This window comes from Pseudomonas sp. CYM-20-01, from assembly GCF_023169845.1.
GTDB lineage: Bacteria > Pseudomonadota > Gammaproteobacteria > Pseudomonadales > Pseudomonadaceae > Aquipseudomonas > Aquipseudomonas azotoformans.
Map to the genome: position 1 here is coordinate 6,161,001 of NZ_AP025169.1, position 22,331 is coordinate 6,183,331.

Consider the following 22,331-nt stretch of genomic DNA (forward strand, 5'->3'; position numbering starts at 1 on the left):
CGGCACGAAGAGGCCGAGTTAAAACAATAACAACGGAAGGTACTTTTCCCATGTCTAGCGAACCTACAAGTTCTTCTGTCGACTTCGAAAAAGTCGACTCCCAATACTTCCAACAACGCGAACTGAAAAAAGGCGCCGCCGGCTGGGTGCTGCTGGTAGGCCTTGGCGTTGCCTACGTGATCTCCGGCGACTACGCCGGCTGGAACTTCGGCCTGGCCCAGGGTGGCTGGGGCGGTATGTTCCTGGCCACATTACTGATGGCCACCATGTACCTGTGCATGTGCTTTTCTTTGGCCGAGCTGTCTTCCATGATCCCCACCGCCGGTGGTGGCTACGGCTTCGCCCGCAGTGCATTCGGGCCGTGGGGTGGGTTCCTCACCGGCACCGCGATCCTGATCGAATACGCCATCGCCCCCGCCGCCATCGCGGTGTTTATCGGCGCGTATTGCGAGTCGCTGTTCGGCATTGGCGGCTGGATGATTTACCTGGCGTTCTACATCATCTTTATCGGCATCCACATCTTTGGTGTCGGTGAAGCCTTGAAGTTGATGTTTGTGATTACCGCCGTGGCCGCGATTGCCTTGGGTGTATTCCTGGTGTCGATGGTGCCGCACTTCAGCATCGCCAACCTGCTGGACATCCCGGTGACCGAGGCCAAGGGCGCCAGTACGTTCCTGCCGTTCGGCTATGTGGGTGTGTGGGCGGCAATCCCCTATGCCATCTGGTTTTTCCTGGCCGTCGAGGGTGTGCCGCTGGCCGCCGAAGAAACCAAGAACCCGAAACGCGACCTGCCACGCGGCCTGATTGGCGCCATTGTGGTGCTGACCAGTTTTGCCTTGCTGATCCTGGTGATCGCACCGGGCGGTGCCGGCACCTACGCGTTGATCAAATCCGGCAACCCGTTGGTTGAAGCGCTGGCGTTGTCCTATGGTGGTTCGACCTGGATGGGCAGCTTCGTCAATCTGGTGGGCCTGGCTGGGCTGATCGCGAGCTTTTTCTCGATTATCTACGCTTATTCGCGGCAAATCTTCGCGCTGTCCCGCGCCGGCTACCTGCCACGCAAACTGTCGCAAACCAACAAAAGCAAGGCGCCGGTACTGGCCCTGGTCATCCCCGGCATCATCGGTTTTGGCCTGTCGCTGACCGGCCAGGGTGACCTGCTGATTCTGGTGGCAGTGTTTGGCGCGACCATTTCCTACGTGCTGATGATGGCCGCACACATCACCCTGCGCATCCGTCGCCCCAAAATGGACCGTCCATACCGCACGCCGGGCGGCATTCTCACCTCCGGCATTGCCTTGGTGCTGGCCTGCGTGGCCGTGGTGGCGGGCTTTCTGGTGGATCCACGGGTGGTGATTGGCGCAGCGATCATCTATGGAGTATTAATTGCTTACTTTGCTTTCTACAGCCGGCATCACTTGGTAGCGGGCACGCCCGAAGAGGAATTCGCGGCGATCCAGGCCGCAGAGGCCGCCTTGCACTGATAGCCGTAAACCTCGACGCAGGCACGTGCCTGCGTCGCCAAGGAGACACTGTATGGCAAGTTTTTCCCACGCGGTGGGTGCACAGACCTACCGCTTCGACAGCCTCAAGGACGTGATGGCCAAGGCCAGCCCCGCACGCTCCGGGGACTTTCTCGCTGGCGTCGCCGCACAGAACGACGGTGAGCGGGTGGCCGCGCAGATGGCGTTGGCGAATATCCCGCTGAAACACTTCCTCGAAGAAGTGCTGATTCCCTACGAAAGCGATGAAGTCACCCGGCTGATCATCGACACCCACGATAAACAGGCGTTTACCGCCGTCAGCCACCTGACCGTCGGCGGCCTGCGCGACTGGCTGCTCAGCGACGCAGCCGATGAACATTCCCTACGCGCCTTAGCGCCAGGGCTGACACCGGAAATGGCCGCTGCCGTGTCGAAGATCATGCGCGTGCAGGACCTGGTACTGGTCGCGCAGAAGATCCGCGTGGTCACGCAGTTTCGCGGCACCATGGGCCTGCGCGGGCGCTTATCCACGCGGCTGCAGCCCAACCACCCTACGGACGAACCGGCCGGCATCGCCGCGAGCATTCTCGATGGCCTGCTGTACGGCAACGGCGACGCCATGATCGGCATCAACCCAGCCACCGACAGCATCGCCTCGATCTGCGCCATGCTGGAGATGCTCGACGCGATCATCCAACGCTATGAAATCCCCACCCAGGCCTGCGTGCTGACCCACGTCACCACCTCCATCGAGGCGATCAACCGTGGCGTGCCGCTGGACCTGGTGTTCCAGTCGATTGCCGGCACCGAGGCCGCCAACGCCAGCTTCGGTATCAGCCTGAGCGTGCTGCAGGAAGGTTACGAAGCGGGCCTGAGCCTCAATCGCGGCACCTTGGGCCAGAACCTGATGTACTTCGAAACCGGCCAGGGCAGCGCCTTGTCGGCCAACGCGCACTTTGGCGTCGACCAGCAAACCTGCGAAACCCGGGCCTACGCCGTGGCCCGACATTTCAAACCGTTTTTGGTGAATACCGTTGTAGGTTTTATCGGCCCCGAATACCTGTACAACGGCAAGCAGATCATCCGCGCCGGCCTCGAAGACCACTTCTGCGGCAAGCTGCTCGGCGTGCCGATGGGCTGTGACATCTGCTACACCAACCACGCCGAAGCCGACCAGGACGACATGGACACCCTGCTGACCCTGCTGGGCGTGGCCGGGATCAACTTCATCATGGGCATCCCCGGCTCCGACGACATCATGCTCAACTACCAGACCACTTCGTTTCACGACGCCTTGTACGCCCGCCAGACCCTGGGTTTGAAACCGGCGCCGGAGTTTGAGCAGTGGCTGGCGAAAATGGGCATCTTTACGCAAGCCGACGGCAAGGTGCACTTCGGCAACAGCCTGCCACCGGCGTTTTGCCAAGCCTTGGCGCAATTGGGATGAAGGAGCCGCCTGTGCAACTCGACCTGCCTGACAACCCGTGGCTGGAACTGCGCCGCCTGACGCCAGCCCGTATAGCTCTGGGCCGCACCGGCACCAGCATCCCCACTAGCGCGCAGCTGGATTTCCAGTTTGCCCACGCCCAGGCACGGGATGCGGTGCATCTGCCCTTCGACCATGCGGGCCTGCGCAGTCAGTTGGCTGAACGCGGGCGTGACAGCCTGTTGCTGCACAGCGCCGCCACTGACCGTCACCTGTACCTGCAACGCCCGGACCTGGGACGGCGCCTGGGCGATGAGTCGGCCCAGCTGCTGCGCGATCATGCATCGGCCAATCCCGGCGGCGTGGACTTGGCGGTGGTGGTAGCAGATGGCCTGTCGGCACTGGCGGTGCATAAACACACCTTGCCGTTTCTGACGCGCCTGGAGGAACAGAGCAGCGCAGACGGTTGGTCCTTGTCGCCGGTCATCCTGGTGGAACAGGGCCGCGTAGCGGTGGCGGATGAAGTGGGCCAGTTGCTCGGGGCCAAGATGACCGTCATCCTGATCGGCGAACGGCCGGGCCTCAGTTCGCCGGACAGCCTGGGCCTGTATTTCACCTACAACCCCAAGGTCGGCCTCACCGACGCCTATCGCAACTGCATCTCCAATGTGCGCCTGGAAGGCCTGAGCTACGGCATGGCGGCCCACCGCCTGCTTTACTTGATGCGAGAGGCGTGTCGCCGGCAGCTGTCGGGGGTCAATCTCAAGGACGAGGCGCAGGTGCAGACCATCGAATCGGATGATCCGGACCTGATGAAAGGCAATTTCCTGCTCAGTTCACCGGATGACTGATCGCGGCACGATTGCGCTTTTTCACGCCATTAGGCAGCATCGAGTCACGGCCGCTTGTGTGGTCATCCCCCATTTGGAAGTTGAGGCCTGGCATGCGGATTACTCAAGCGACCCTGGAACACCTGGACCTGTTGACCCCGCTGTTCGTCAAATACCGTGAGTTCTACGGGGCTTTGCCGTTCCCGGATTCGTCGCGGGCCTTTCTGGAAAAGCGCCTGCGCCGCAAGGAGTCGGTGATCTACCTGGCCCTGGCGGATGATGATGACAAGAAGCTGCTGGGGTTTTGCCAGCTGTATCCGAGCTTTTCGTCGCTGTCGCTCAAGCGGGTGTGGATTCTCAATGACATCTATGTGGCTGAAGATGCACGCCGGCAACTGGTGGCGGACAACCTGATGCGCACAGCGAAGAAGATGGCCAAGGAGACACACGCGGTGCGACTGCGGGTGTCGACTAGCAGCGACAACGAAGTGGCGCAGAAGACCTATGAGTCCATTGGGTTTCGCGAAGACACGGAGTTCAAGAACTACGTATTGCCGATCAGCGAAGATTGATCGCGGTAGACCAAACACCTCAAATCTACTGTGGGAGGGGGCTTGCCCCCGATAGCAGTGTGCCAGTCAGCCAATTTGTAACTGGCATTGCCTCATCGGGGGCAAGCCCCCTCCCACATTTAGCCCTGCAGCGCTTGCAAGCCCGAGTACCACGACATCCTTCGCTACAAAACCAACACGCTTTTCACCTCTCAATCCGTATAATGCGGACCTTTCAGGGTTGTAAGAAATGCGGCATACACTTGTAGCCTTATTACCCGAGCTTCCGCACAGGCCTGCTGAGCCGGGCCATCCACACAGGTGCCATCCATGGATTTCAACCCGCTCGACCTTATCCTGCATCTCGACGTCTACCTCGACCTGCTGGTAACCAATTACGGTCCGTGGATCTACGCCATTCTGTTCCTGGTCATCTTTTGCGAAACCGGCCTGGTGGTCATGCCATTCCTGCCGGGTGACTCGTTGCTGTTCATCGCTGGCGCAGTCGCTGCGGGCGGCGGCATGGACCCGGTGCTGCTGGCGGGCCTGCTGATGCTGGCGGCGATCCTCGGCGACAGCACCAACTATGTGATCGGGCGAACGGCCGGGGAGCGCTTGTTCAGCAACCCGAATTCGAAGATCTTCCGCCGCGACTACCTGCAAAAGACCCACGATTTCTACGACAAGCACGGTGGCAAAACCGTGACATTGGCGCGCTTCCTGCCAATCCTGCGCACCTTCGCGCCGTTCGTTGCCGGCATCGCAAAAATGCCCTACCCGCGCTTCTTCGGTTTCAGCGTGTTTGGCACCATCCTCTGGGTCGGCGGCCTGGTGACCCTGGGTTACTTCTTCGGCAACGTGCCGTTCATCAAGAAAAACCTGTCGCTGCTGGTGGTGTTCATCATCCTGCTGTCGCTGGTGCCGATGATCATTGGTGTGTTCCGCAGCCGGTTTGGCCGCACCTCCTCCGAAGCCAAGCCGCAGTAACCTGCGATGTGGTCCCTCAGCGCCTGGCGTCGCCAGCGCTTGCTGGCCAAGCACCCGATTGCCGATGACACCTGGCAACGGGTGCGCCACCACCTGACCTTCCTCGACGGCCTCACCGCCGAGCAGGACCAGTGGCTGCGCGAAGCCTGCGTACTGTTCCTCGCCGAAAAACACCTGACCGCCCTGCCCGGCGTCGAACTGCACCAGGAACAACGCCTGCTGCTCGCCGCCCAGGCGCAACTGCCGCTGATGAACCTGGGCGACCTCGACTGGTACCAGGGTTTCCACGAAATCGTGCTGTACCCCGACGACTTCCTCAGCCCCCAGCGCCACCGCGACAGCAGCGGCGTCGAACACGAATGGGACGGCGAGCACAGCGGCGAAGCCTGGCAACAAGGCCCAGTGATCCTGGCCTGGCCCGGCGTGCTGGCCAGCGGTCAGTGGGAAGGCTACAACCTGGTCATCCACGAACTGGCCCACAAGCTCGACATGCTCAACGGCGACGCCAACGGCCTGCCACCGCTGCACCACGACATGCGCGTGCAGGAATGGGCCAGCGTGATGCAGAGCGCCTACGACGACCTCAATCGCCAACTCGATGCCAACCCGGACGCCGAGACCGAGATCGACCCCTACGCCGCCGAAAACCCTGCTGAATTCTTTGCCGTCACCAGTGAATATTTTTTCAGCGCCCCGGATTTACTGGTCAGCCGTTATCCACAGGTGTACGCCCAACTCAGCCGCTTTTATCGCCAGGATCCCCTGGCCCGCCTCACCCAACTGCAAGCCAGCGACCCGCGCTATCAGCCACAGGGCGAATGACCGTACGACGTCTGGCGCATGGCATCGGCGTCAGAATGTGCCTATAATCGCCGCCACTTTTAGGCCAATCCGGCCATGTTTCATGGCCAATTAACGGGGGCAACGCCCAATGAGCTACAGCAAGATTCCGGCTGGCAAAGACCTGCCGAACGACATCTACGTCGCCATCGAGATTCCGGCCAACCACGCGCCGATCAAATACGAAATCGACAAAGACAGCGACTGCCTGTTCGTTGACCGTTTCATGGCCACCCCGATGTTCTACCCGGCCAACTACGGTTTCATCCCCAACACCCTGGCTGACGATGGTGACCCCCTCGACGTGCTGGTGGTAACCCCTTACCCGGTGACCCCAGGCTCGGTTATCCGTGCTCGCCCGGTCGGCATCCTGAACATGACCGACGACGGCGGCGGCGACGCCAAAGTGATCGCGGTTCCACACGACAAGCTGTCCCAGCTCTACGTGGACGTGAAGGAATACACCGACCTGCCGCCCCTGTTGCTGGAGCAGATCAAGCACTTCTTCGAGAACTACAAAGATCTCGAAAAAGGCAAATGGGTGAAGATCGACGGTTGGGGCAACGCAGACGCCGCCCGCGCCGAGATCCTGAAGTCGGTTGCCGCCTACAAAGGCTGATACCCGCTCCTCATTGCCTCGGCAATTGAAAAAGCCCCGATCATTCGGGGCTTTTTTTGTGGGAAAAATTAAACAGCAAGTTCAATACTTTATAAACAACGTTTAACTTAAAACGAAATCCGAAGTATCAGGCTACAACTAAGCAAAACCCTACAAGCGCAACTCAACGCATGGTTTATTTGATCTGTAATTCCGGCCAGTAAACTCTGCGTTTATGAATACATCAGGTGATCGTTTAAAAGCGCTACTACGGGAAGTTCATCTTTCCGCCTCCGACTTCGCCAAGAACCGCGGTGTCACGCCCCAGCACGTGAACAACTGGTTCAAGCGCGGTGTACCCATGGGCCGACTCAACGAGATCGCAGAACTGCTGTGCATCTCCAGCCGTTGGCTGCGCACCGGCGAAGGCCCCAAACACCCACCGGCCAACTTCCTGCTGGAAGGCCCGAGCTCACGAAAAGGACTGCCCACCACCCGCGAAGCCAGCGGCAAATACCTCACAGGCCCCGCCTGCCTCCCGGAAAAAACCGACGTGGAGATCGACCTCCACCCCTCATTCACCTCTACCGAATGCATCCGCATCACCCTTCACACCCTCCAGGCCCTCAACGTAAAACCCGACCGCGCCCTGGGCGCCTACATGGTCGACAACAGCATGATCGACATCATCCAACAAGGCGCCACCCTCGCCATCGACCGAGGCCGCACCCAAATCATCGACGGCGAAATCTACGCGGTAGAACACGACGGCATGCTGCGCATCAAATACCTCTACAACCGACCTGGGGGCGGTTTGCGCATGCGCAGCCACAATGCCGGCGAGCACCCAGACGAATACCTCACCTACGAGCAGCGCTTCGAGCAGAACTTCCAGATTGTGGGTTGGGTGTTCTGGTGGTCCACCCTGAATAACCGCCGCCCGCCCGTGCCGCTGGATGAGCATTTATTGGGCTGGGAAGGCTCTAAATCGGATCCGGAGGTGGGCAACTGAGGTGAATGTGGGTATCATGCGGCCCACATTTGGCAGGGGGGTGGTTTTGCGCTATCCACCTTGCCTGGCGAAGCGGAGGAGTTCCCGCGGATGCCCCTACTATTCAGCCAGACGAGATGTGGGCTGAGCGATTTGAAGGCTGGTGAGGCTTGTCAAAAACAAGCTGAAGCAGTCCCCGAGAAGCCGGCCACAAGCCGGCTTTTTAATGTCCGTAAATCCCCCTAGTGAATTGTCCAACAAGCTGTTGGACAATTGAATGACCAAAAGCGGGCGGCTTACAGTCCGATTCGCCACCCTCTTTTCCATCTCCATCAAATACATCACCGCCCTCTGCGGCGTACCCAGTGGCTCCCCAAGCACCCTCGACGCAGCTACCATTGTCTCCTATGAGTTGACGGTATTACCGGTTCCACCCAATTTATCCCCTACTGCCCACCCATTAATCTGTGCCCATGTTGAACACAACGCCCAACCAACCTGAACAAAAAAAGGATTCAACCATGAGCACTGCAACCTACAACCGCTTGAACAAAGACGACGCCGTAGTCCTGCTGGTCGACCACCAGACCGGCCTGATTTCCCTGGTGCAGGACTTCTCGCCCAACGAGTTCAAGAACAACGTGCTCGCCCTCGCGGACCTGGCCAAGTTCTTCAACCTGCCGACCATCCTCACCACCAGCTTCGAACAAGGCCCCAATGGCCCGCTGGTGCCGGAACTGAAAGAGATGTTCCCGGACGCGCCGTACATCGCCCGCCCTGGCCAGATCAATGCCTGGGACAACGAAGACTTCGTCAAGGCGATCAAGGCCACCGGTCGCAAGCAGATCATCATTGCCGGCGTGGTCACCGATGTGTGCGTAGCGTTCCCGACCTTGTCGGCGCTGGCGGAAGGGTTTGATGTGTTTGTGGTGACCGATGCGTCGGGCACGTTCAACACCACGGTGCAGCAGGCGGCGTGGAGCCGGATGACGCAAGCCGGGGCACAGATGATGAACTGGTTCTCGGTGGCCTGTGAGCTGCACCGCGACTGGCGCAACGATATCGAAGGCCTGGGGAATCTGTTGTCCCAGCGTATTCCCAACTATCGCAACTTGATGAATGGTTATGCGGCGCTGACGGCGCGTAAGGACTAATTCAACCGCTGCACACACTAAGCCTGCCTTGAAACGCAGGCTTTTTTGGTTAACTAGCAATGCGCCATTAGCACACTCGCCCTAATTGAGACGGCACCGCCTCACCACTAAAGTCCTTCGCTTATTTCGAGTCTCAAGGAAGGACGCTATTGAATACCTTAACCAAAATCGGGCGCTGCCTGGCACTGCTGCCCGTCTTGCTGATCAGCACAACGTCGGTATTGGCCGATGAAGAAACACCGATCGGCGACTGGTCGATCATCTACGGCAGCGGCCGCGCCCATAAAAATGTGATGTATGTGGCCGACCGTACCTCCGTGGTGCCCTCGAACCACAACAAGGGTGCGAAGCTAGTGGCCGTCACGGTGGTGTATGAAGAACCGGGCAAGCCCATGATCGACGTGTACAACATCGAAGTGCAGTGCTCCACGCGCAAGCTGCGCTTTCTTAACGGGCAGTCGGTTGCGCCATTTTCCTACACCCTCACGCACTTGAAGGTCTCCAACACGTGGCAGACGCCAAAGGAGTTCTGGCTCGACCGCACGCTCGCGTATGTCTGCGAACCGGGCAAGAGCAAGGACACCATCCCCATGGGCAAGATGACCCACCTGCAGATGATCCAGACCACCAAGGCCATGTTCGAGCAGTTGGGGCCGACTCAGGAGAAGAGCCAGATGATCAATGACCTCGACGACATGCTGGGCAACAAGCGCTGAGCAACACTCACCTACAAGAAGGATTCACGATGCCTACATGGACAAGGCTGTTGCTGGCTGGGCTTTTGTTGCCCTCCGTGCTGTTTATCAACGGGTGCCACCTGATTGCACAATCACGCAGGGAAGGCCGGGACGTGCAAGAGGCGTTGGATTTATTCGGCAAGCCCGACTCGATGAAGAAGCAGAATGCGCCCAATGGCGACACGCAGGTGGTGATGACCTGGCACAAATCCTCTTCATGGACGACCACTGAAGCCGCCGGGACCTCAATGAATCACACCGGGAACGGGATGGTGTACACGGAGTATTACCAGCAGGTCGGGCACAGTTCGGATTGCAAGCTGGAAGCTACGGTGGATAAGACGTAGAAGATCGTGCTGTTCAGGATTGAGGATGGCCGAATCCTGCATGGCAAGTGCCTGAATGTGCCATTTGTGCCGGGGTATATACCGCCGGGGTTTTGAGGCTATCAGTCGGTTTTAACCCGCCAGCTCCCGCTCGATCTGCTCGATGCTTGGCAGGCTGGTTCGCAGCTCTGCGGGCAACGACGCAACCAGTTGATATTCCGCTACACCAATCGGTCGATTGTTTTCGCGCAGCGCATATTCGGCGACGACTTCGTTCTTGCTCTTGCACAACAGCAGGCCGATGGTGGGCCCATCTTGCGGATGTTTAAGCTGGGCATCGACCGCAGCCAGATAAAAGCTCAGCTTCCCCAAGTGCTCGGGTTTGAACTTGCCGGCTTTCAGTTCGATGACCACGTAGCAGCGTAGCTTCACGTGATAGAACAGCAGATCGACAAAGAACTCATCGCCTCCGACATCCAGCAGTACTTGCTGGTCGACAAAGGCGAAACCGGCGCCCAGCTCCAACAAAAAGTCGGTGACGTGCTTGATCAAGGCGTTTTCTATGTCGCGCTCCTGCGCGTCCAGGGCCAGGCTGAGGAAGTCAAAACGGTAAGGGTCTTTCAGCGACTCACGCGCCAGATCGGATTGCGGTTTGGGCAGATGGGTCTCGAAGTTGCTGACCGCCTTGCCACTGCGCTCCAACAAGCGGTTTTCGATGTGCATCACCAGCGAGTTACGCGACCAGTTGTTCTCTATCGCCTGGGCTATGTACCAGCGGCGGGGTTCGGGGCCGGGGAGTTTGTCCAGTAATGCCAAATGGTGATACCAGGGCAATTGTGCAAGCACCTCTTGCACAAATTCAGCATCTGGCCACGCCTCGGCAAAAGCACGCATGTACTTGAGATTACGCGGCGAAAAGCCCTTCATTTGGGGAAAGGCCGCACGCAAATCCTGGGCAAGTCGATCTATGACTTTGCTGCCCCAACCCTGCTCCGCCTGGCGGGTCAAAATGTCGCGGCCGATATGCCAATAGAGCAACACCAATTCCCGATTCACTGCCAGTGTTGCGCGCTGTTGCGCCGCATGAATACGGCCTTTCAGGTCGGTCAGCCAGTCACTGTAGCCCGCTGGTGGTGCGGTCAAGCCGATACAGGGTTCGCTCATGCCATATCACTCTGGAGTTTTGAGGCAGGCTAGTCAGGCGCATTGACGGTCACAAGGGGAGAAGGTCGTTCCAGGAAGGCCCCTTCAATAACCACAGAAACGTCCTGCTGGCCATTGCGGACTACTGACTTGACTCTCCCCTATACAGCAGCCCTTACCCTGGAACGCCTTGTTCAGGACCTCCCCATGACCCCGCGTACCCTGGTGATCCTTGGCCATCCTTCCGCCACCAGCTTCTGTTCAGCCCTGGCCGATACCTACATCCAAGCGGCAAAAACCGCCGGCCATGAAGTACGTGTCGTACGCTTGGGCGACCTGGCTTTCGAACCCGTCCTTCATCACGGTTACACCCAGATTCAGCCGCTGGAGCCCGACCTGCTCAGCGCGCAATCCGACATCCTCTGGGCCACTCACCTGACATTTGTTTTCCCGATCTGGTGGGGTGGCATCCCGGCGTTGATAAAGGGCTTTATCGACCGAATCTTCCTACCCGATTTTGCCTTTAAATACCGAGCCGGCAAGGCTTTTCCTGACAAACTGCTCCACGGCCGAACGGCACATTTACTGGTGACCCTGGACACGCCGCCATGGTATTACCGTTGGTTCTATCGCATGCCGGGCATTCACCAGATGCGCAAGACCACGCTGGGGCTTTGTGGTGTCAAGACTGCAAAGACGCTGCTGTTCGGGCCGGTGCTGGGCTCCACTGCGGCGCAGCGGGATAAATGGCTGAAACAGGCCGGCGCTTTAACGGAAAAAAGGAGTTTTCATGTACATCGGCAAAGCCGCACAGTTGTCGGGCACGACCATCAAGGCGATTCGTCACTATGAGGCGATTGGGCTGTTGCCTGCGGCACAGCGTCAGGGCCAATACCGGGTCTATTCGGCGCAAAACGTTGAGCTGTTGATGTTTATCAAGTGCGCGCAGCAATTGGGGTTCAAGCTCAAGGAGTTGCAGGAGATTCTTGCAGGCCACATAGGCGATGCATTGCCTTGGGAGCGGGCGGACCAGGCAATCGCAGACAAGAAGCAGGAACTGGCCCTGAAAATTGCCGCGCTACAGGAAATGCACGTGGGATTGCAGACATTTGAAGCACAGTTGAAAACATCACAAGAACAGTGCTCGTCAATGACGCAAAGATCCTGACCGGCGGTGAGCCGAATAAAATGGGTATTCGGCTCATTTGATGAGCCGAATAGGGCGCTTATTCGGCTCACCACCTGAACACCCTTCCCCGCTCATTTGCCCAGAATCCCCATGTCTGCTAGTGTCCCGCCGGTTTACCGTCTACCGGAATAGCCGCCATGGCCCGCAAAAAAGTTGCACTCGATTTCGAACAATCCCTCGCCGACCTGCAATCCCTGGTCGAGCGGCTGGAGAACGGCGAGTTGTCGCTGGAAGACTCGCTGACGGCGTTTGAGCAAGGCATCGGCCTGACCCGTGACTGCCAGAGCGCCCTGGCGCAGGCGGAGCAGAAGGTGCAGGTGTTGCTGGAACGTGACGGGGAGTTGGCCGAAGAACCTTTCGATGCGGAACAGCCCGAATGATCGACGCGTATCAGGCCAGTAGCCAAGCCCGGGTGAATGCGGCGTTGGAACCCTTGTTTGTTGCGCCAAGCCCCGAACTCAAGCGTCTTTATGAAGCCATGCGCTACAGCGTGATGAATGGCGGCAAGCGCGTGCGTCCGTTGCTGGCCTATGCCGCCTGCGAAGCCTTGGGCGCAAGCGCCGAACAGGCCAACGGCGCGGCCTGTGCGGTGGAGTTGATCCACGCCTACTCCCTGGTGCATGACGATTTGCCGGCGATGGACGACGACGATCTGCGTCGCGGTCAGCCCACCACCCACAAAGCCTTCGATGAAGCCTGCGCGATCCTCGCCGGTGACGGCCTGCAAAGCCTGGCGTTCAGCGCACTGCTGGACCCGGCATTGAGCAGCGTGAATGCCGAGATCCGTTTGCGCATGGTCACCGCCCTGGCCGTGGCGGCAGGCCCGGCCGGCATGGTCGGCGGCCAGGCCATCGACCTCGGCTCGGTCGGCCAGAAGCTTGATCAACAGGCGCTGGAATACATGCACCGCCACAAGACCGGTGCCCTGATCGAAGCCGCCGTACACCTGGGAGCACTTGCCAGCGGGCGGGCCGACGCCGCTCAGTTGGCCGCGCTGAAGACCTACGCGCGGGCCATCGGCCTGGCCTTCCAAGTGCAGGACGACATTCTCGACGTCGAAAGTGACACCGCCACCCTGGGCAAACGCCAAGGCGCCGATATCGCTCGGGACAAACCGACTTATCCTGCGCTGCTCGGGCTGGAAGCCGCCAAGGCCTATGCCCTGGAACTGCGCGACCAGGCCCTGGATGCCCTGCGACCTTTCGACGCGGCGGCCGAGCCACTGCGTGACTTGGCGCGGTATATCGTCGAACGCCGGCACTGATAACGGCGGCCTTTAGGGCCGCATATCGGCCAAGTTCGGCGCTCTGCGTGGGCAGTTTGCGATGCTTGAGGTAAACTGCCGCCTCTTCTATACCTATAACGATTCGCCTGATGCCCACGACGTTTCAAGAGATTCCCCGCAAGCGCCCGTCCACGCCCCTGCTCGACCGTGCTGTCACGCCGGCCGGCCTGCGTCGACTCGGTGAAGCCGAGCTGGAAACCCTGGCCGATGAGTTGCGCCTGGAATTGCTCTACACGGTCGGCCAGACCGGTGGGCATTTTGGTGCTGGCCTGGGCGTCATCGAGCTGACCATCGCCCTGCATTACGTGTTCGACACCCCGGACGACCGGCTGGTGTGGGACGTGGGCCATCAGGCGTATCCGCATAAAATCCTCACGGGCCGCCGCGAGCAAATGGGCACCCTGCGCCAGAAGGACGGCATTGCCGCTTTTCCGCGCCGCGCCGAGAGCGAGTACGACACCTTTGGCGTCGGCCACTCCAGCACCTCCATCAGTGCAGCGCTGGGCATGGCGATTGCCGCCCGCCTGCAAGGCAGCGACCGCAAGGCAATTGCCGTGATCGGTGATGGCGCGCTGACCGCCGGCATGGCCTTCGAAGCGCTGAACCATGCGCCTGAAGTGGACGCCAACATGCTGGTGATCCTCAACGACAATGACATGTCGATCTCGCGTAACGTCGGCGGCCTGTCGAACTACCTGGCCAAGATCCTCTCCAGCCGCACCTACGCCAGCATGCGTGAAGGCAGCAAGAAGGTGCTCTCGCGTCTGCCCGGCGCGTGGGAAATTGCCCGGCGCACCGAAGAATATGCCAAGGGCATGCTGGTGCCCGGCACGCTGTTCGAAGAACTGGGCTGGAACTACATCGGCCCCATCGACGGCCACGATCTGCCGACCCTGATCGCCACGCTGCGCAACATGCGCGACCTCAAGGGCCCGCAGTTCCTGCATATCGTCACCAAGAAAGGCAAAGGCTTCGCCCCGGCGGAAGTCGACCCGATCGGCTATCACGCCATCACCAAGCTGGAACCCCTGGACGCTCCCGCCGCCGCGCCGAAAAAGGCCAGCGGGCCGAAGTACTCCGGTGTGTTCGGCGAATGGCTGTGCGACATGGCCGCCGCCGATCCGCGCTTGGTGGGCATTACCCCGGCGATGAAGGAAGGCTCCGACCTGGTGGCGTTCAGCGAGCGGTTCCCGCTGCGCTACTTCGACGTGGCGATTGCCGAGCAGCACGCCGTGACTTTCGCGGCCGGCATGGCCTGTGAAGGCGCCAAGCCGGTGGTGGCGATTTACTCCACCTTCCTGCAGCGCGGCTACGACCAGTTGGTGCATGACGTGGCGGTGCAGAACCTCGACGTGCTGTTCGCCATCGACCGCGCCGGCCTGGTGGGCGAAGACGGTCCGACCCACGCCGGCAGCTTCGACCTGTCCTACCTGCGTTGCATCCCCGGCATGCTGGTGATGACGCCGAGTGATGAAAACGAACTGCGCAAGATGCTCAGCACTGGCCACCTGTACAACGGCCCGGCCGCCGTGCGCTACCCGCGCGGCAATGGCCCGAATGCGGTGATCGAAAAGGACCTTGAGCCTATCGAGATCGGCAAAGGCATCATGCGTCGCCAAGGCAGCAAGGCCGCCTTCCTGGTGTTCGGCGTGCAATTGGCCGAAGCACTGAAAGTCGCCGAGAAGATCGACGCCACTGTGGTCGACATGCGCTTCGTCAAACCCCTGGATGAAGCCCTGGTGCGCGAGATTGCCGGCAACCATGAGCTGCTGGTGACCGTTGAAGAAAACGCCATCATGGGCGGCGCCGGTGCGGCGGTCAGCGAGTTCCTGGCGCGGGAGAATATCCTCAAGTCGGTGCTGCACCTGGGCTTGCCGGATGCGTACGTCGAACATGCCAAACCGGCGCAGATGCTGGCGGAGTGTGGGTTGGACGAGGCCGGCATTGAGGCATCGGTGCGCGAGCGCATGGCGTTGCTCGGTCTGTAGAAACCGGATCAAAAGGTGGGAGGGGGCTTGCCCCTGATAGCGGTGGCTCAGTCAAAATTATGCTGACTGACACGACGCCATCGGGGGCAAGCCCCCTCCCACATTTGATTTGCGTCACCTTCAAATGCTATGGACAGCCCATGAAACGCCTTCGCCTCACCCTGTCCCTGTTACTGTTGACCTCCCCGGAACTACTCGCCGACACCCGCGACGATGCGCTGAAACTTCCCAACGTGGTCATCAGCGCCAACCGCCAGGTCCAGGCGCGCAACGACAGCAGCGCCGCCAACACCGTGTTCACCCGCGACGACATCGACCGCCTGCAACCCACCAGCCTCACCGACCTGCTAAGCCGTGTGCCCGGCATGCAAATAGCGCCCACCGGTGGCCGTGGCAGCTTGCCCGGGGTCTATATACGTGGCACCAAATCCGCACAAAGCCTGGTGTTGGTGGACGGCCAGCGCATTGCCAATACCACCTCCGGCGACAGCGGCCTGCAATATCTGAACGTCGACCAGATCGAGCGGGTCGAAGTACTGCGCGGCTCACGTTCGGTGATCTACGGCAGCGATGCGATTGGCGGGGTGATCCAGGTGTTCACCCGGCGCAATGCCGGGCAGGGCCTGCAACCACGTCTGAAGCTCGGGTTTGGCAGTAATAAGACCTGGGAGCGCAGCCTCGGCCTCTCCGGCGGCGATGAGTACACGCGTTTCAACCTTGGCGCGAGCCTGGATGAAACCGCCGGTATCAACTCGACGCACACCTCGTTCCCCAGCGATGGCGACCATGATGCCTACCGCAACCAGTCCCTCAGCCTGAACCTCAGCCATTCGTTCAGCGATGCGCTGGAGGTGGGGTTCAACCTGTTGGATAACCGGGGCAAGTCGGAATACGACAACAGCTTCGGCCGCTACGACGTCGCCACCGGGCAAACAGCGGGGCAAAAACCCTACACCGATTACACCGTGAGCAGCGCCAGCGGCTATGTCGACGCCACGCTCAACGAGCGCTGGCAATCGCGCCTGGAACTGGGCCATAGCGAGAACCGCGACACCAAGCGCGACACCCTCAGTGATGACTTCAGCGTGTTCAACACTTACCGCGACTCGGTCAACTGGCAGAACGACCTGACGCTGAATGAGCAGAACAGCCTGATTCTCGGCGGTGACTGGTACGAAGACCGCTTCCACGGCTCCACCACCCTCACTGAAAACAGCCGCTGGAACCGTGCGGCCTTTGTGCAGCATCGCTTCCATGGCGTAGGGTTTTCCACCGAACTGGGCCTGCGGCGTGACCAGAACCAGCAGTTTGGCGGGCAGAACAGCTGGAGCGGCACCCTGACCTTGCCGGTCAACCCGGACAACGACCTGCTATTGAGCTACAGCGAGGGCTTCCGTGCCCCGACATTCAATGACCTGTATTACCCGGACGAGTACGGCTTCAAGAACAGCAACCCGAACCTGAAGCCCGAAACCTCGAAAAGCTACGAAGTGCAATGGCGCAGCCAACTCAGCGACACCAGCCGTCTGGAAGCTTCGCTGTACCGCACCGACATCCAGGATGCGATCGTGTTCGACAGCGACGGCCCGCAAAACGTCAGCTCAGCGCGCATCAACGGCTTCGAAGCCGCGCTCAAGCAAGAGCTGTTCGGCTGGCAAGGCAACCTGGGGCTGGCAATAATTGATCCACGAGACCGTGATTCCGGACGTACGTTGGCGCGTCGCGCCAGGCGCACCGTGAGCCTGGACCTGGATCGCCAATTCGACCAATTCGGCGTCGGCGCCAGCTGGCAAGCGGTCAGCAGCAGCTACGACGATGCGAAGAACCAGCAACCGTTGGGTGGCTATGGATTGCTCGGGCTGCGCGCCAGTTGGACGCTGAACCATGAAGTCACACTGAACATGAAGCTCGACAACCTGCTGGACAAAGCCTACAGCCGGGCGCTGTATCAGTACCAGGGCCAGCAATATGGCTACCGGGAAGAAGGCCGGGCGCTGATGCTTGGCGTGACCTGGACGCCGGACCTCTAGCCGGGCGCGATCACTTCACACAGTCGGGCCACGGCTTCCAGCATCTGCCCGCTGGGCCGCTCCAGGCCTTTATCCGGCACCAGCCGTACCCGCTCAGCCATCGTCGGCCAGACCTTCCAGGCGTCCTTCTGCGCCTGGTCGCCCACCAGAATCATCTCCGGATCACGCTGCAACACCGACTCGATGCTCACCTGCGGCGCCGGCAGCTTGAGATCATCAAACACATTGCGCGCGCCGCACACCCTTAACGCATCGCTGATGATCTGCCCGCCACCCACGGTGTACAGCGGCTGATTCCATACCTGGTAAAACACGCGCAATGGCTCGGCGCGCTGATAGCGCTGACGCAGCTCGGCCAGGCGTTGGCGCAACTGCGCGGCCAACTGTCGACCCGCGTCAGCGCGACCCAATTGCTCGGCAATGGCCTGGACCTGGGTGGTGAGCTGTTCAAGGCTATGGGGTTCGGCGACGTACACCGGGATATTCAGGCGCTGTAACTGCTCACGCTGGGCCGGGCCGACACTGCCGGGCCACAGCAGGATCAGGTCGGGCTTGAGGCTGAGCAGGCGCTCCATGTCCAACTGACCGTATTGCCCCACTGATGTCACTTGCACCAACGCTGCCGGGCGTTCGCCGCCGTCGAGCACGCCGACCAGCACATCGGCTGCGCCCAGTTCGACCACAATTTCAGAGAGGGACGGCGCCAGGCTCACCACACGCTCGGCCGCCAGCGCCTGGGCACTGAATACCAGCAACACTGCCAGCCAGTGACGAATCATCCCAGTTGGCGGGGAATGCGGTAGAGGTAGAACAGCACCACGGTGGACAGCGCCAACAGGAACAGCGGCACCGCTTCCAACCCGACGAAGACCGACAACGCGCCGATCCAGGCCGGTACGGCCGCAACCAGCAACGCCGTGCGCCGACGGGCCGCCAGGGTGATCCAGGCAGCGGGTTCTTCGGGGGTATCGAGGGCTTTGGAGGTGGCGATCAACGCGTGTTTATAGCCGTTGAAGTAGCGCAGGCTGAGGAACATCGAGGCCACACCGGCAATGAAGAACGGCATGGCCAGCACCGGGAGCAAGGATTCGGCCTGGCCGAACACCAGGTTGAGCACAAACAGGGGGAGCAGCGCCAGGGCCAGGTACTGCCACCAATTGAAGGACAGTCGCCGTTTCACCTGGCCTCGGGTCACGCGCGGTCGACCTCGCCCTGGTGCTCGTTGCCCATCATGTGGTCGAGCTTGCTGGCCTTGGTGGCCAGGTAGAGTTTGTTATGCGGGTTGTGCCCGGTGTGCAGTGGCACACGCTCGGCCACGGTGATGCCCATCTCGGTCAAGGCTTTGACCTTGCGCGGGTTGTTGGTCATCAGGCGCAGGGATTTGACGCCCAGGTGCTCAAGCATCGGCAGGCAGATCGCGTAGTCACGCTGGTCGGCGGCAAAGCCCAGGCGCTCGTTGGCCTCGACGGTATCGGCGCCACCATCTTGCAACTCGTAGGCGCGGATCTTGTTCATCAGGCCAATGCCACGACCTTCCTGGCGCAGGTACAGCAGCACGCCACGGCCCTCACGGGCGATCGCGCGCATGGCGGCTTCCAGTTGCGAACCGCAGTCGCAACGCTGGCTGAACAACGCATCACCGGTCAGGCATTCGGAGTGCACCCGGCCGAGCACCGGCGCGCCATCGGCGATATCGCCCAGGCTGAGCACGACATGCTCGCGCCCGGTGGCTTCTTCGAGGAAGCCGTTCATGGTGAACGTGGCAAAAGGGGTAGGCAGCTTGGAAGCGGCGACGAAAACGACGGGCACCGTGTGCTCCTGATTTCAGTTTTTACAGAGGCGGCTATTGTAACAGCAGGTTCCTACAGACGCTTAAGCTGAATTATCGCTGATAAAGATCAATGGGTTCGATTGGCCTTCATCCTGGTTCTATGCAGGTCAGAACGGATAGGGTTGTTTCCAGCGCTCGAATATCGGCTTTAACTCACCGCTTTTCACCAGGGCCGCCATGCGCTGGTCAAAGACCGCCATCAAGCCCCGGCCCCGCTCGTTATCGGCAAACCCGATGTACAACGGCAGTTCGGCAATCGGCGTCAGCGTGAACTTCGACGGGTCATCGGCCTGATTGAGCACGTACTTGGCCTCGGTCAACGCATCTATATAGAAGTCCGCACGGCCGTGTTGCAGCATCGGCAAAATGCCGTCGCGACGCTCGACCTGGTTGAAACGGTGCACATTGGGCAAGTATTCCTCGTACTTGTAGCCACGCACCCAGGCCAGGCGGTAATTGCCCAGCGTAGCCGCCGTCGGCGCCGGCGTGCTGGCCAGCCCGAGGGCGTAGATGTGGTCGGAATCGAAGTTCCAGTGGGGGTACAACACGCCTTTGGCTTCATCGCGGTAGGAGCCGACCCAGCCATCCACCTCGCCGCGTTGGGCCAGGCCGACCGAGCGGGTGTAGGGCACGGAGCGGGTCTGCAATTTGATGCCGGCGGGCTCGAAGACCTGACGCAACACGTCCCAGGCCAGGCCCGTGCCGTCTTTGTTGGTGTAGTCGTTCCACTCCTCACTGGCCAGCATGATCTTGCCAGGCACGTCCTGCGCCTGGACCACGCCCGTAAAGGCACACAGCATTATCAGCAGCCAGCGGCGCACATCCATGGTGACGACCTCCTACAGGGCCTTGCATCCTTGATAACGCTATAGAGGGTAGCGCAGGTCGCCGATTCAGGGCGCCTCGCGAAAATGCTGATAACCACGGATGGCCGGCGTGATGTCCTGCCCGCTGCCATCGAGCAACGTTACGCCCAGCCCTGCCTCGACCCGGCCGATCACATGGATCGGCCAACCATCGGCCAGCAACGGCGCCAGTTCGGCGGATGGCAGGGTGAACGCCAGCACGTAGTCATCCCCCCCACTCAGGGCCGCCACGCGTGCTGCATCATCGCCAACAAACGCCAGCAGCGCCTGGGACAATGGCAACCGCTCGCGTTCGATCAACAGGCTGACCTTTGACGCCATCGCGATATGCCCGCAATCGGCCAGGAGTCCGTCGGAAATATCCATCGCAGACGTCGCCTTGCCACGCAGCACCAGCCCCAGGGCCAACTGCGGCTGCGGCGACCAGTAATGAGCCAACAACGGCTCGGCGATGGCTGCGTCGGCGCTGCGCTGGCCCAATACCAGTGGCAAGGCACCGGCGGCATTGCCCAATTCGCCGCCGACACACAGCAGGTCACCCGGCTGCGCACCGCTGCGGGTCAAGGCTTGCCCGGCCGGTACACGACCAAACACCGTCAGGGTCAGGCTCAGAGGGCCACGGGTGGTATCGCCGCCCACCAGGCCCACGCCGCAGCGTTGCGCCATGAGGTTCAAACCCTGGGCATAGCGTTGCAGCCAATCGGCATCGACGGTTGGTGTGGTCAAGGCAAGGGTAAATGCGAGGGGGTTGGCGCCCATGGCCGCCAGGTCGCTCACCGCCACGGCCAACGAGCGTTGGCCAAGCAGGAACGGGTCACAGGGGTCGGCAAAATGCACCCCGGCGACCAAGGTATCCGTAGAGATTGCCAACTGCTCCCCAGCGGGGAGCGCCAGCAAGGCGCAGTCATCGCCGATCCCCAGGGCTATACCTTCGCCGCCCTGCGCACAGGGCGCGGCGGCGAAGTAGTCGCGGATCAGCTCAAACTCGCCCATTCAGATTTCAAGCGCGATTCAGCGCTTGTACGCCTTCACTTCGGCTTCACGCAGGCGCGGGGCCAGCTTGTCGAGCACGCCGTTGACGAACTTGTGGCCGTCGGTCGAACCGTAGACTTTCGCCAGTTCGATACCTTCGTTGATCACCACGCGGTACGGCACGTCGACGCGATACAGCAGCTCCCAGGCCGACAGGCGCATCACGCACAGCTCAACCGGGTCCAGCTCTTCGATGGTCAGGTCCAGGCAAGGCGCCAGGGCGGTGTCGATCTCGGTCAGGTGCGCGTGCACACCGTGCAGGATGTCGTGGAAGTACGGCAGGTCGGCGAAGGTGAAATCGTTATCGACGCGAAACTGTGCTTCGATCTCGTTCAACGACGCGCCCGCCAGGTGACGCTGATACAGCGCCTGGGTCGCCAACTGACGAGCAGCGCGGCGCTTCTCGTTCTTCGACGGTTTGCCAGCATCGGCTGGACGTGGCTCGCGCGGGTTGAAGTTGTCGCTCTCGTCGGAAATCACTTGGCCTCCAACTGCGACAGCAGGCTGACCATTTCCAGGGCAGACAGGGCAGCTTCAGCGCCTTTGTTGCCGGCCTTGGTGCCGGAACGCTCGATGGCTTGCTCGATGGAATCCACGGTCAGCACGCCGAACGCAACCGGTACGCCGAACTCCATGGACACCTGGGCCAGGCCCTTGGTGCATTCGCCAGCCACGTATTCGAAGTGCGGCGTACCGCCACGAATGACCGCGCCCAGGGCGATGATCGCCGCGTATTCACCCTGTTGAGCAACTTTTTGCGCAACCAGTGGAATTTCGAAGGCGCCAGGGGCACGGATGATGGTGATGTCGCTTTCGCTCACACCGTGGCGAACCAGGGCGTCAACGGCACCGCTTACCAGGCTTTCAACCACGAAGCTGTTGAAGCGGCCAACCACCAGGGCATAGCGGCCTTTGGGGGCGATGAAGGTACCTTCGATGGTCTTCAGGGTCATTCGACAAATCTCTTAAAGAGCCGGGACGCGTGTATGACGCGTCCCTTAGTGATATTTGAACCGCGAACAAGGGGCGAAAATCGCCGGCCT

25 protein-coding genes are annotated in these 22,331 nt (G+C 60.6%); 17 read left to right on the forward strand and 8 right to left on the reverse strand.

What is annotated here, in order from left to right; genetic code table 11:
* Positions 1 to 50: 50 nt before the first annotated feature.
* From eat to M2497_RS28090, 11 genes are all read left to right on the forward strand, one after another.
* Positions 51 to 1,484: an ethanolamine permease gene (eat, locus tag M2497_RS28040; RefSeq protein WP_248484854.1), complete on the forward strand. Its 1,434-nt coding sequence runs from the start codon at positions 51 to 53 to the stop codon at positions 1,482 to 1,484.
* 52 nt (positions 1,485 to 1,536) lie between these two features.
* Complete coding sequence (locus M2497_RS28045) at positions 1,537 to 2,931, forward strand: ethanolamine ammonia-lyase subunit EutB (RefSeq protein WP_248484856.1); 1,395 nt, start codon at positions 1,537 to 1,539, stop codon at positions 2,929 to 2,931.
* Positions 2,928 to 3,761 carry an ethanolamine ammonia-lyase subunit EutC gene (gene eutC, locus M2497_RS28050; protein ID WP_248484859.1) on the forward strand — a complete coding sequence of 278 codons (834 nt, stop codon included), beginning with the start codon at positions 2,928 to 2,930 and terminating at the stop codon, positions 3,759 to 3,761. The genes M2497_RS28045 and eutC overlap by 4 nt, the downstream gene beginning before the upstream one ends.
* Before the next feature lie 92 nt (positions 3,762 to 3,853).
* Entirely contained in the window at positions 3,854 to 4,312 is a 459-nt protein-coding gene (locus M2497_RS28055; RefSeq protein WP_017735604.1) for a GNAT family N-acetyltransferase, read from the forward strand.
* A gap of 309 nt (positions 4,313 to 4,621) precedes the next feature.
* Positions 4,622 to 5,278: a DedA family protein gene (locus M2497_RS28060; RefSeq protein ID WP_028618093.1), complete on the forward strand. Its 657-nt coding sequence runs from the start codon at positions 4,622 to 4,624 to the stop codon at positions 5,276 to 5,278.
* Between the two features lie 6 nt (positions 5,279 to 5,284).
* On the forward strand, positions 5,285 to 6,100 hold the full coding sequence (locus M2497_RS28065) for a M90 family metallopeptidase (protein ID WP_248484861.1): 816 nt from the start codon (positions 5,285 to 5,287) through the stop codon (positions 6,098 to 6,100).
* A 109-nt stretch (positions 6,101 to 6,209) separates the two neighbouring features.
* Complete coding sequence (ppa, locus tag M2497_RS28070; RefSeq protein WP_003219382.1) at positions 6,210 to 6,737, forward strand: inorganic diphosphatase; 528 nt, start codon at positions 6,210 to 6,212, stop codon at positions 6,735 to 6,737.
* Between the two features lie 214 nt (positions 6,738 to 6,951).
* Positions 6,952 to 7,728: a S24 family peptidase gene (locus M2497_RS28075; protein WP_248484863.1), complete on the forward strand. Its 777-nt coding sequence runs from the start codon at positions 6,952 to 6,954 to the stop codon at positions 7,726 to 7,728.
* A 500-nt stretch (positions 7,729 to 8,228) separates the two neighbouring features.
* Positions 8,229 to 8,861, forward strand: coding sequence for an isochorismate family cysteine hydrolase YcaC (gene ycaC, locus M2497_RS28080; protein WP_179030165.1), 633 nt, complete (start codon positions 8,229 to 8,231; stop codon positions 8,859 to 8,861).
* Between the two features lie 149 nt (positions 8,862 to 9,010).
* Positions 9,011 to 9,577, forward strand: a complete 567-nt coding sequence (locus tag M2497_RS28085) for a hypothetical protein (protein WP_248484866.1) — start codon at positions 9,011 to 9,013, stop codon at positions 9,575 to 9,577.
* Between the two features lie 29 nt (positions 9,578 to 9,606).
* Positions 9,607 to 9,945 carry a hypothetical protein gene (locus M2497_RS28090; protein ID WP_248484868.1) on the forward strand — a complete coding sequence of 113 codons (339 nt, stop codon included), beginning with the start codon at positions 9,607 to 9,609 and terminating at the stop codon, positions 9,943 to 9,945.
* A 111-nt stretch (positions 9,946 to 10,056) separates the two neighbouring features.
* Here the strand turns inward: M2497_RS28090 and M2497_RS28095 are convergent, their stop codons facing one another.
* A complete protein-coding gene (locus M2497_RS28095) occupies positions 10,057 to 11,088 on the reverse strand; it encodes a PDDEXK nuclease domain-containing protein (RefSeq protein ID WP_248484870.1) in 1,032 nt (343 codons plus the stop codon).
* A gap of 186 nt (positions 11,089 to 11,274) precedes the next feature.
* Between M2497_RS28095 and M2497_RS28100 the strand changes: the two genes are divergently transcribed.
* From M2497_RS28100 to M2497_RS28125, 6 genes are all read left to right on the forward strand, one after another.
* Entirely contained in the window at positions 11,275 to 11,919 is a 645-nt protein-coding gene (locus M2497_RS28100) for an NAD(P)H-dependent oxidoreductase (RefSeq protein ID WP_248484873.1), read from the forward strand.
* Complete coding sequence (locus M2497_RS28105; protein WP_058424596.1) at positions 11,858 to 12,235, forward strand: MerR family transcriptional regulator; 378 nt, start codon at positions 11,858 to 11,860, stop codon at positions 12,233 to 12,235. Before M2497_RS28100 ends, M2497_RS28105 begins: the two co-directional genes overlap by 62 nt.
* Before the next feature lie 158 nt (positions 12,236 to 12,393).
* Positions 12,394 to 12,636, forward strand: coding sequence for an exodeoxyribonuclease VII small subunit (locus M2497_RS28110; protein ID WP_248484875.1), 243 nt, complete (start codon positions 12,394 to 12,396; stop codon positions 12,634 to 12,636).
* On the forward strand, positions 12,633 to 13,520 hold the full coding sequence (gene ispA / locus M2497_RS28115) for a (2E,6E)-farnesyl diphosphate synthase (RefSeq protein WP_248484877.1): 888 nt from the start codon (positions 12,633 to 12,635) through the stop codon (positions 13,518 to 13,520). The genes M2497_RS28110 and ispA overlap by 4 nt, the downstream gene beginning before the upstream one ends.
* A 110-nt stretch (positions 13,521 to 13,630) precedes the next feature.
* A complete protein-coding gene (dxs, locus tag M2497_RS28120) occupies positions 13,631 to 15,529 on the forward strand; it encodes a 1-deoxy-D-xylulose-5-phosphate synthase (RefSeq protein WP_248484879.1) in 1,899 nt (632 codons plus the stop codon).
* 140 nt (positions 15,530 to 15,669) lie between these two features.
* A complete protein-coding gene (locus M2497_RS28125; RefSeq protein ID WP_248484881.1) occupies positions 15,670 to 17,559 on the forward strand; it encodes a TonB-dependent receptor in 1,890 nt (629 codons plus the stop codon).
* Here the strand turns inward: M2497_RS28125 and M2497_RS28130 are convergent.
* The 7 genes from M2497_RS28130 to ribE form a co-directional block, all read right to left on the reverse strand.
* Positions 17,556 to 18,338 carry a cobalamin-binding protein gene (locus M2497_RS28130; protein WP_248484883.1) on the reverse strand — a complete coding sequence of 261 codons (783 nt, stop codon included), beginning with the start codon at positions 18,336 to 18,338 and terminating at the stop codon, positions 17,556 to 17,558. The two genes, M2497_RS28125 and M2497_RS28130, sit on opposite strands and share 4 nt — an antisense overlap.
* Positions 18,335 to 18,754 carry a nuclear FMR1 interacting 1 family protein gene (locus M2497_RS28135; RefSeq protein ID WP_071493707.1) on the reverse strand — a complete coding sequence of 140 codons (420 nt, stop codon included), beginning with the start codon at positions 18,752 to 18,754 and terminating at the stop codon, positions 18,335 to 18,337. Before M2497_RS28135 ends, M2497_RS28130 begins: the two co-directional genes overlap by 4 nt.
* On the reverse strand, positions 18,751 to 19,368 hold the full coding sequence (gene ribA / locus M2497_RS28140; protein ID WP_016978544.1) for a GTP cyclohydrolase II: 618 nt from the start codon (positions 19,366 to 19,368) through the stop codon (positions 18,751 to 18,753). The genes M2497_RS28135 and ribA overlap by 4 nt, the downstream gene beginning before the upstream one ends.
* 129 nt (positions 19,369 to 19,497) lie before the next feature.
* Positions 19,498 to 20,217 carry a transporter substrate-binding domain-containing protein gene (locus M2497_RS28145; RefSeq protein ID WP_248484886.1) on the reverse strand — a complete coding sequence of 240 codons (720 nt, stop codon included), beginning with the start codon at positions 20,215 to 20,217 and terminating at the stop codon, positions 19,498 to 19,500.
* A 66-nt stretch (positions 20,218 to 20,283) separates the two neighbouring features.
* A complete protein-coding gene (gene thiL / locus M2497_RS28150) occupies positions 20,284 to 21,249 on the reverse strand; it encodes a thiamine-phosphate kinase (protein ID WP_248484888.1) in 966 nt (321 codons plus the stop codon).
* An 18-nt stretch (positions 21,250 to 21,267) separates the two neighbouring features.
* Positions 21,268 to 21,768: a transcription antitermination factor NusB gene (gene nusB, locus M2497_RS28155; RefSeq protein WP_010206836.1), complete on the reverse strand. Its 501-nt coding sequence runs from the start codon at positions 21,766 to 21,768 to the stop codon at positions 21,268 to 21,270.
* Positions 21,765 to 22,241, reverse strand: a complete 477-nt coding sequence (gene ribE / locus M2497_RS28160; RefSeq protein WP_003176356.1) for a 6,7-dimethyl-8-ribityllumazine synthase — start codon at positions 22,239 to 22,241, stop codon at positions 21,765 to 21,767. Before ribE ends, nusB begins: the two co-directional genes overlap by 4 nt.
* Positions 22,242 to 22,331: the final 90 nt, after the last annotated feature.

Bases quoted from the DNA above. Each gene is read 5' to 3' on its own strand.
- ycaC (WP_179030165.1), top strand. From the start codon at position 8,229: ATGAGCACTGCAACCTACAACCGCTTGAACAAAGACGACGCCGTAGTC.
- eat (WP_248484854.1), top strand. From the start codon at position 51: ATGTCTAGCGAACCTACAAGTTCTTCTGTCGACTTCGAAAAAGTCGAC.
- dxs (WP_248484879.1), top strand. From the start codon at position 13,631: ATGCCCACGACGTTTCAAGAGATTCCCCGCAAGCGCCCGTCCACGCCC.
- M2497_RS28145 (WP_248484886.1), bottom strand. From the start codon at position 20,217: ATGGATGTGCGCCGCTGGCTGCTGATAATGCTGTGTGCCTTTACGGGC.
- M2497_RS28130 (WP_248484883.1), bottom strand. From the start codon at position 18,338: ATGATTCGTCACTGGCTGGCAGTGTTGCTGGTATTCAGTGCCCAGGCG.
- M2497_RS28090 (WP_248484868.1), top strand. From the start codon at position 9,607: ATGCCTACATGGACAAGGCTGTTGCTGGCTGGGCTTTTGTTGCCCTCC.
- M2497_RS28065 (WP_248484861.1), top strand. From the start codon at position 5,285: ATGTGGTCCCTCAGCGCCTGGCGTCGCCAGCGCTTGCTGGCCAAGCAC.
- M2497_RS28125 (WP_248484881.1), top strand. From the start codon at position 15,670: ATGAAACGCCTTCGCCTCACCCTGTCCCTGTTACTGTTGACCTCCCCG.
- eutC (WP_248484859.1), top strand. From the start codon at position 2,928: ATGAAGGAGCCGCCTGTGCAACTCGACCTGCCTGACAACCCGTGGCTG.
- M2497_RS28045 (WP_248484856.1), top strand. From the start codon at position 1,537: ATGGCAAGTTTTTCCCACGCGGTGGGTGCACAGACCTACCGCTTCGAC.
- M2497_RS28060 (WP_028618093.1), top strand. From the start codon at position 4,622: ATGGATTTCAACCCGCTCGACCTTATCCTGCATCTCGACGTCTACCTC.
- M2497_RS28110 (WP_248484875.1), top strand. From the start codon at position 12,394: ATGGCCCGCAAAAAAGTTGCACTCGATTTCGAACAATCCCTCGCCGAC.
- M2497_RS28055 (WP_017735604.1), top strand. From the start codon at position 3,854: ATGCGGATTACTCAAGCGACCCTGGAACACCTGGACCTGTTGACCCCG.
- M2497_RS28075 (WP_248484863.1), top strand. From the start codon at position 6,952: ATGAATACATCAGGTGATCGTTTAAAAGCGCTACTACGGGAAGTTCAT.
- M2497_RS28095 (WP_248484870.1), bottom strand. From the start codon at position 11,088: ATGAGCGAACCCTGTATCGGCTTGACCGCACCACCAGCGGGCTACAGT.
- M2497_RS28105 (WP_058424596.1), top strand. From the start codon at position 11,858: ATGTACATCGGCAAAGCCGCACAGTTGTCGGGCACGACCATCAAGGCG.
- ispA (WP_248484877.1), top strand. From the start codon at position 12,633: ATGATCGACGCGTATCAGGCCAGTAGCCAAGCCCGGGTGAATGCGGCG.
- thiL (WP_248484888.1), bottom strand. From the start codon at position 21,249: ATGGGCGAGTTTGAGCTGATCCGCGACTACTTCGCCGCCGCGCCCTGT.
- ribE (WP_003176356.1), bottom strand. From the start codon at position 22,241: ATGACCCTGAAGACCATCGAAGGTACCTTCATCGCCCCCAAAGGCCGC.
- ppa (WP_003219382.1), top strand. From the start codon at position 6,210: ATGAGCTACAGCAAGATTCCGGCTGGCAAAGACCTGCCGAACGACATC.
- M2497_RS28100 (WP_248484873.1), top strand. From the start codon at position 11,275: ATGACCCCGCGTACCCTGGTGATCCTTGGCCATCCTTCCGCCACCAGC.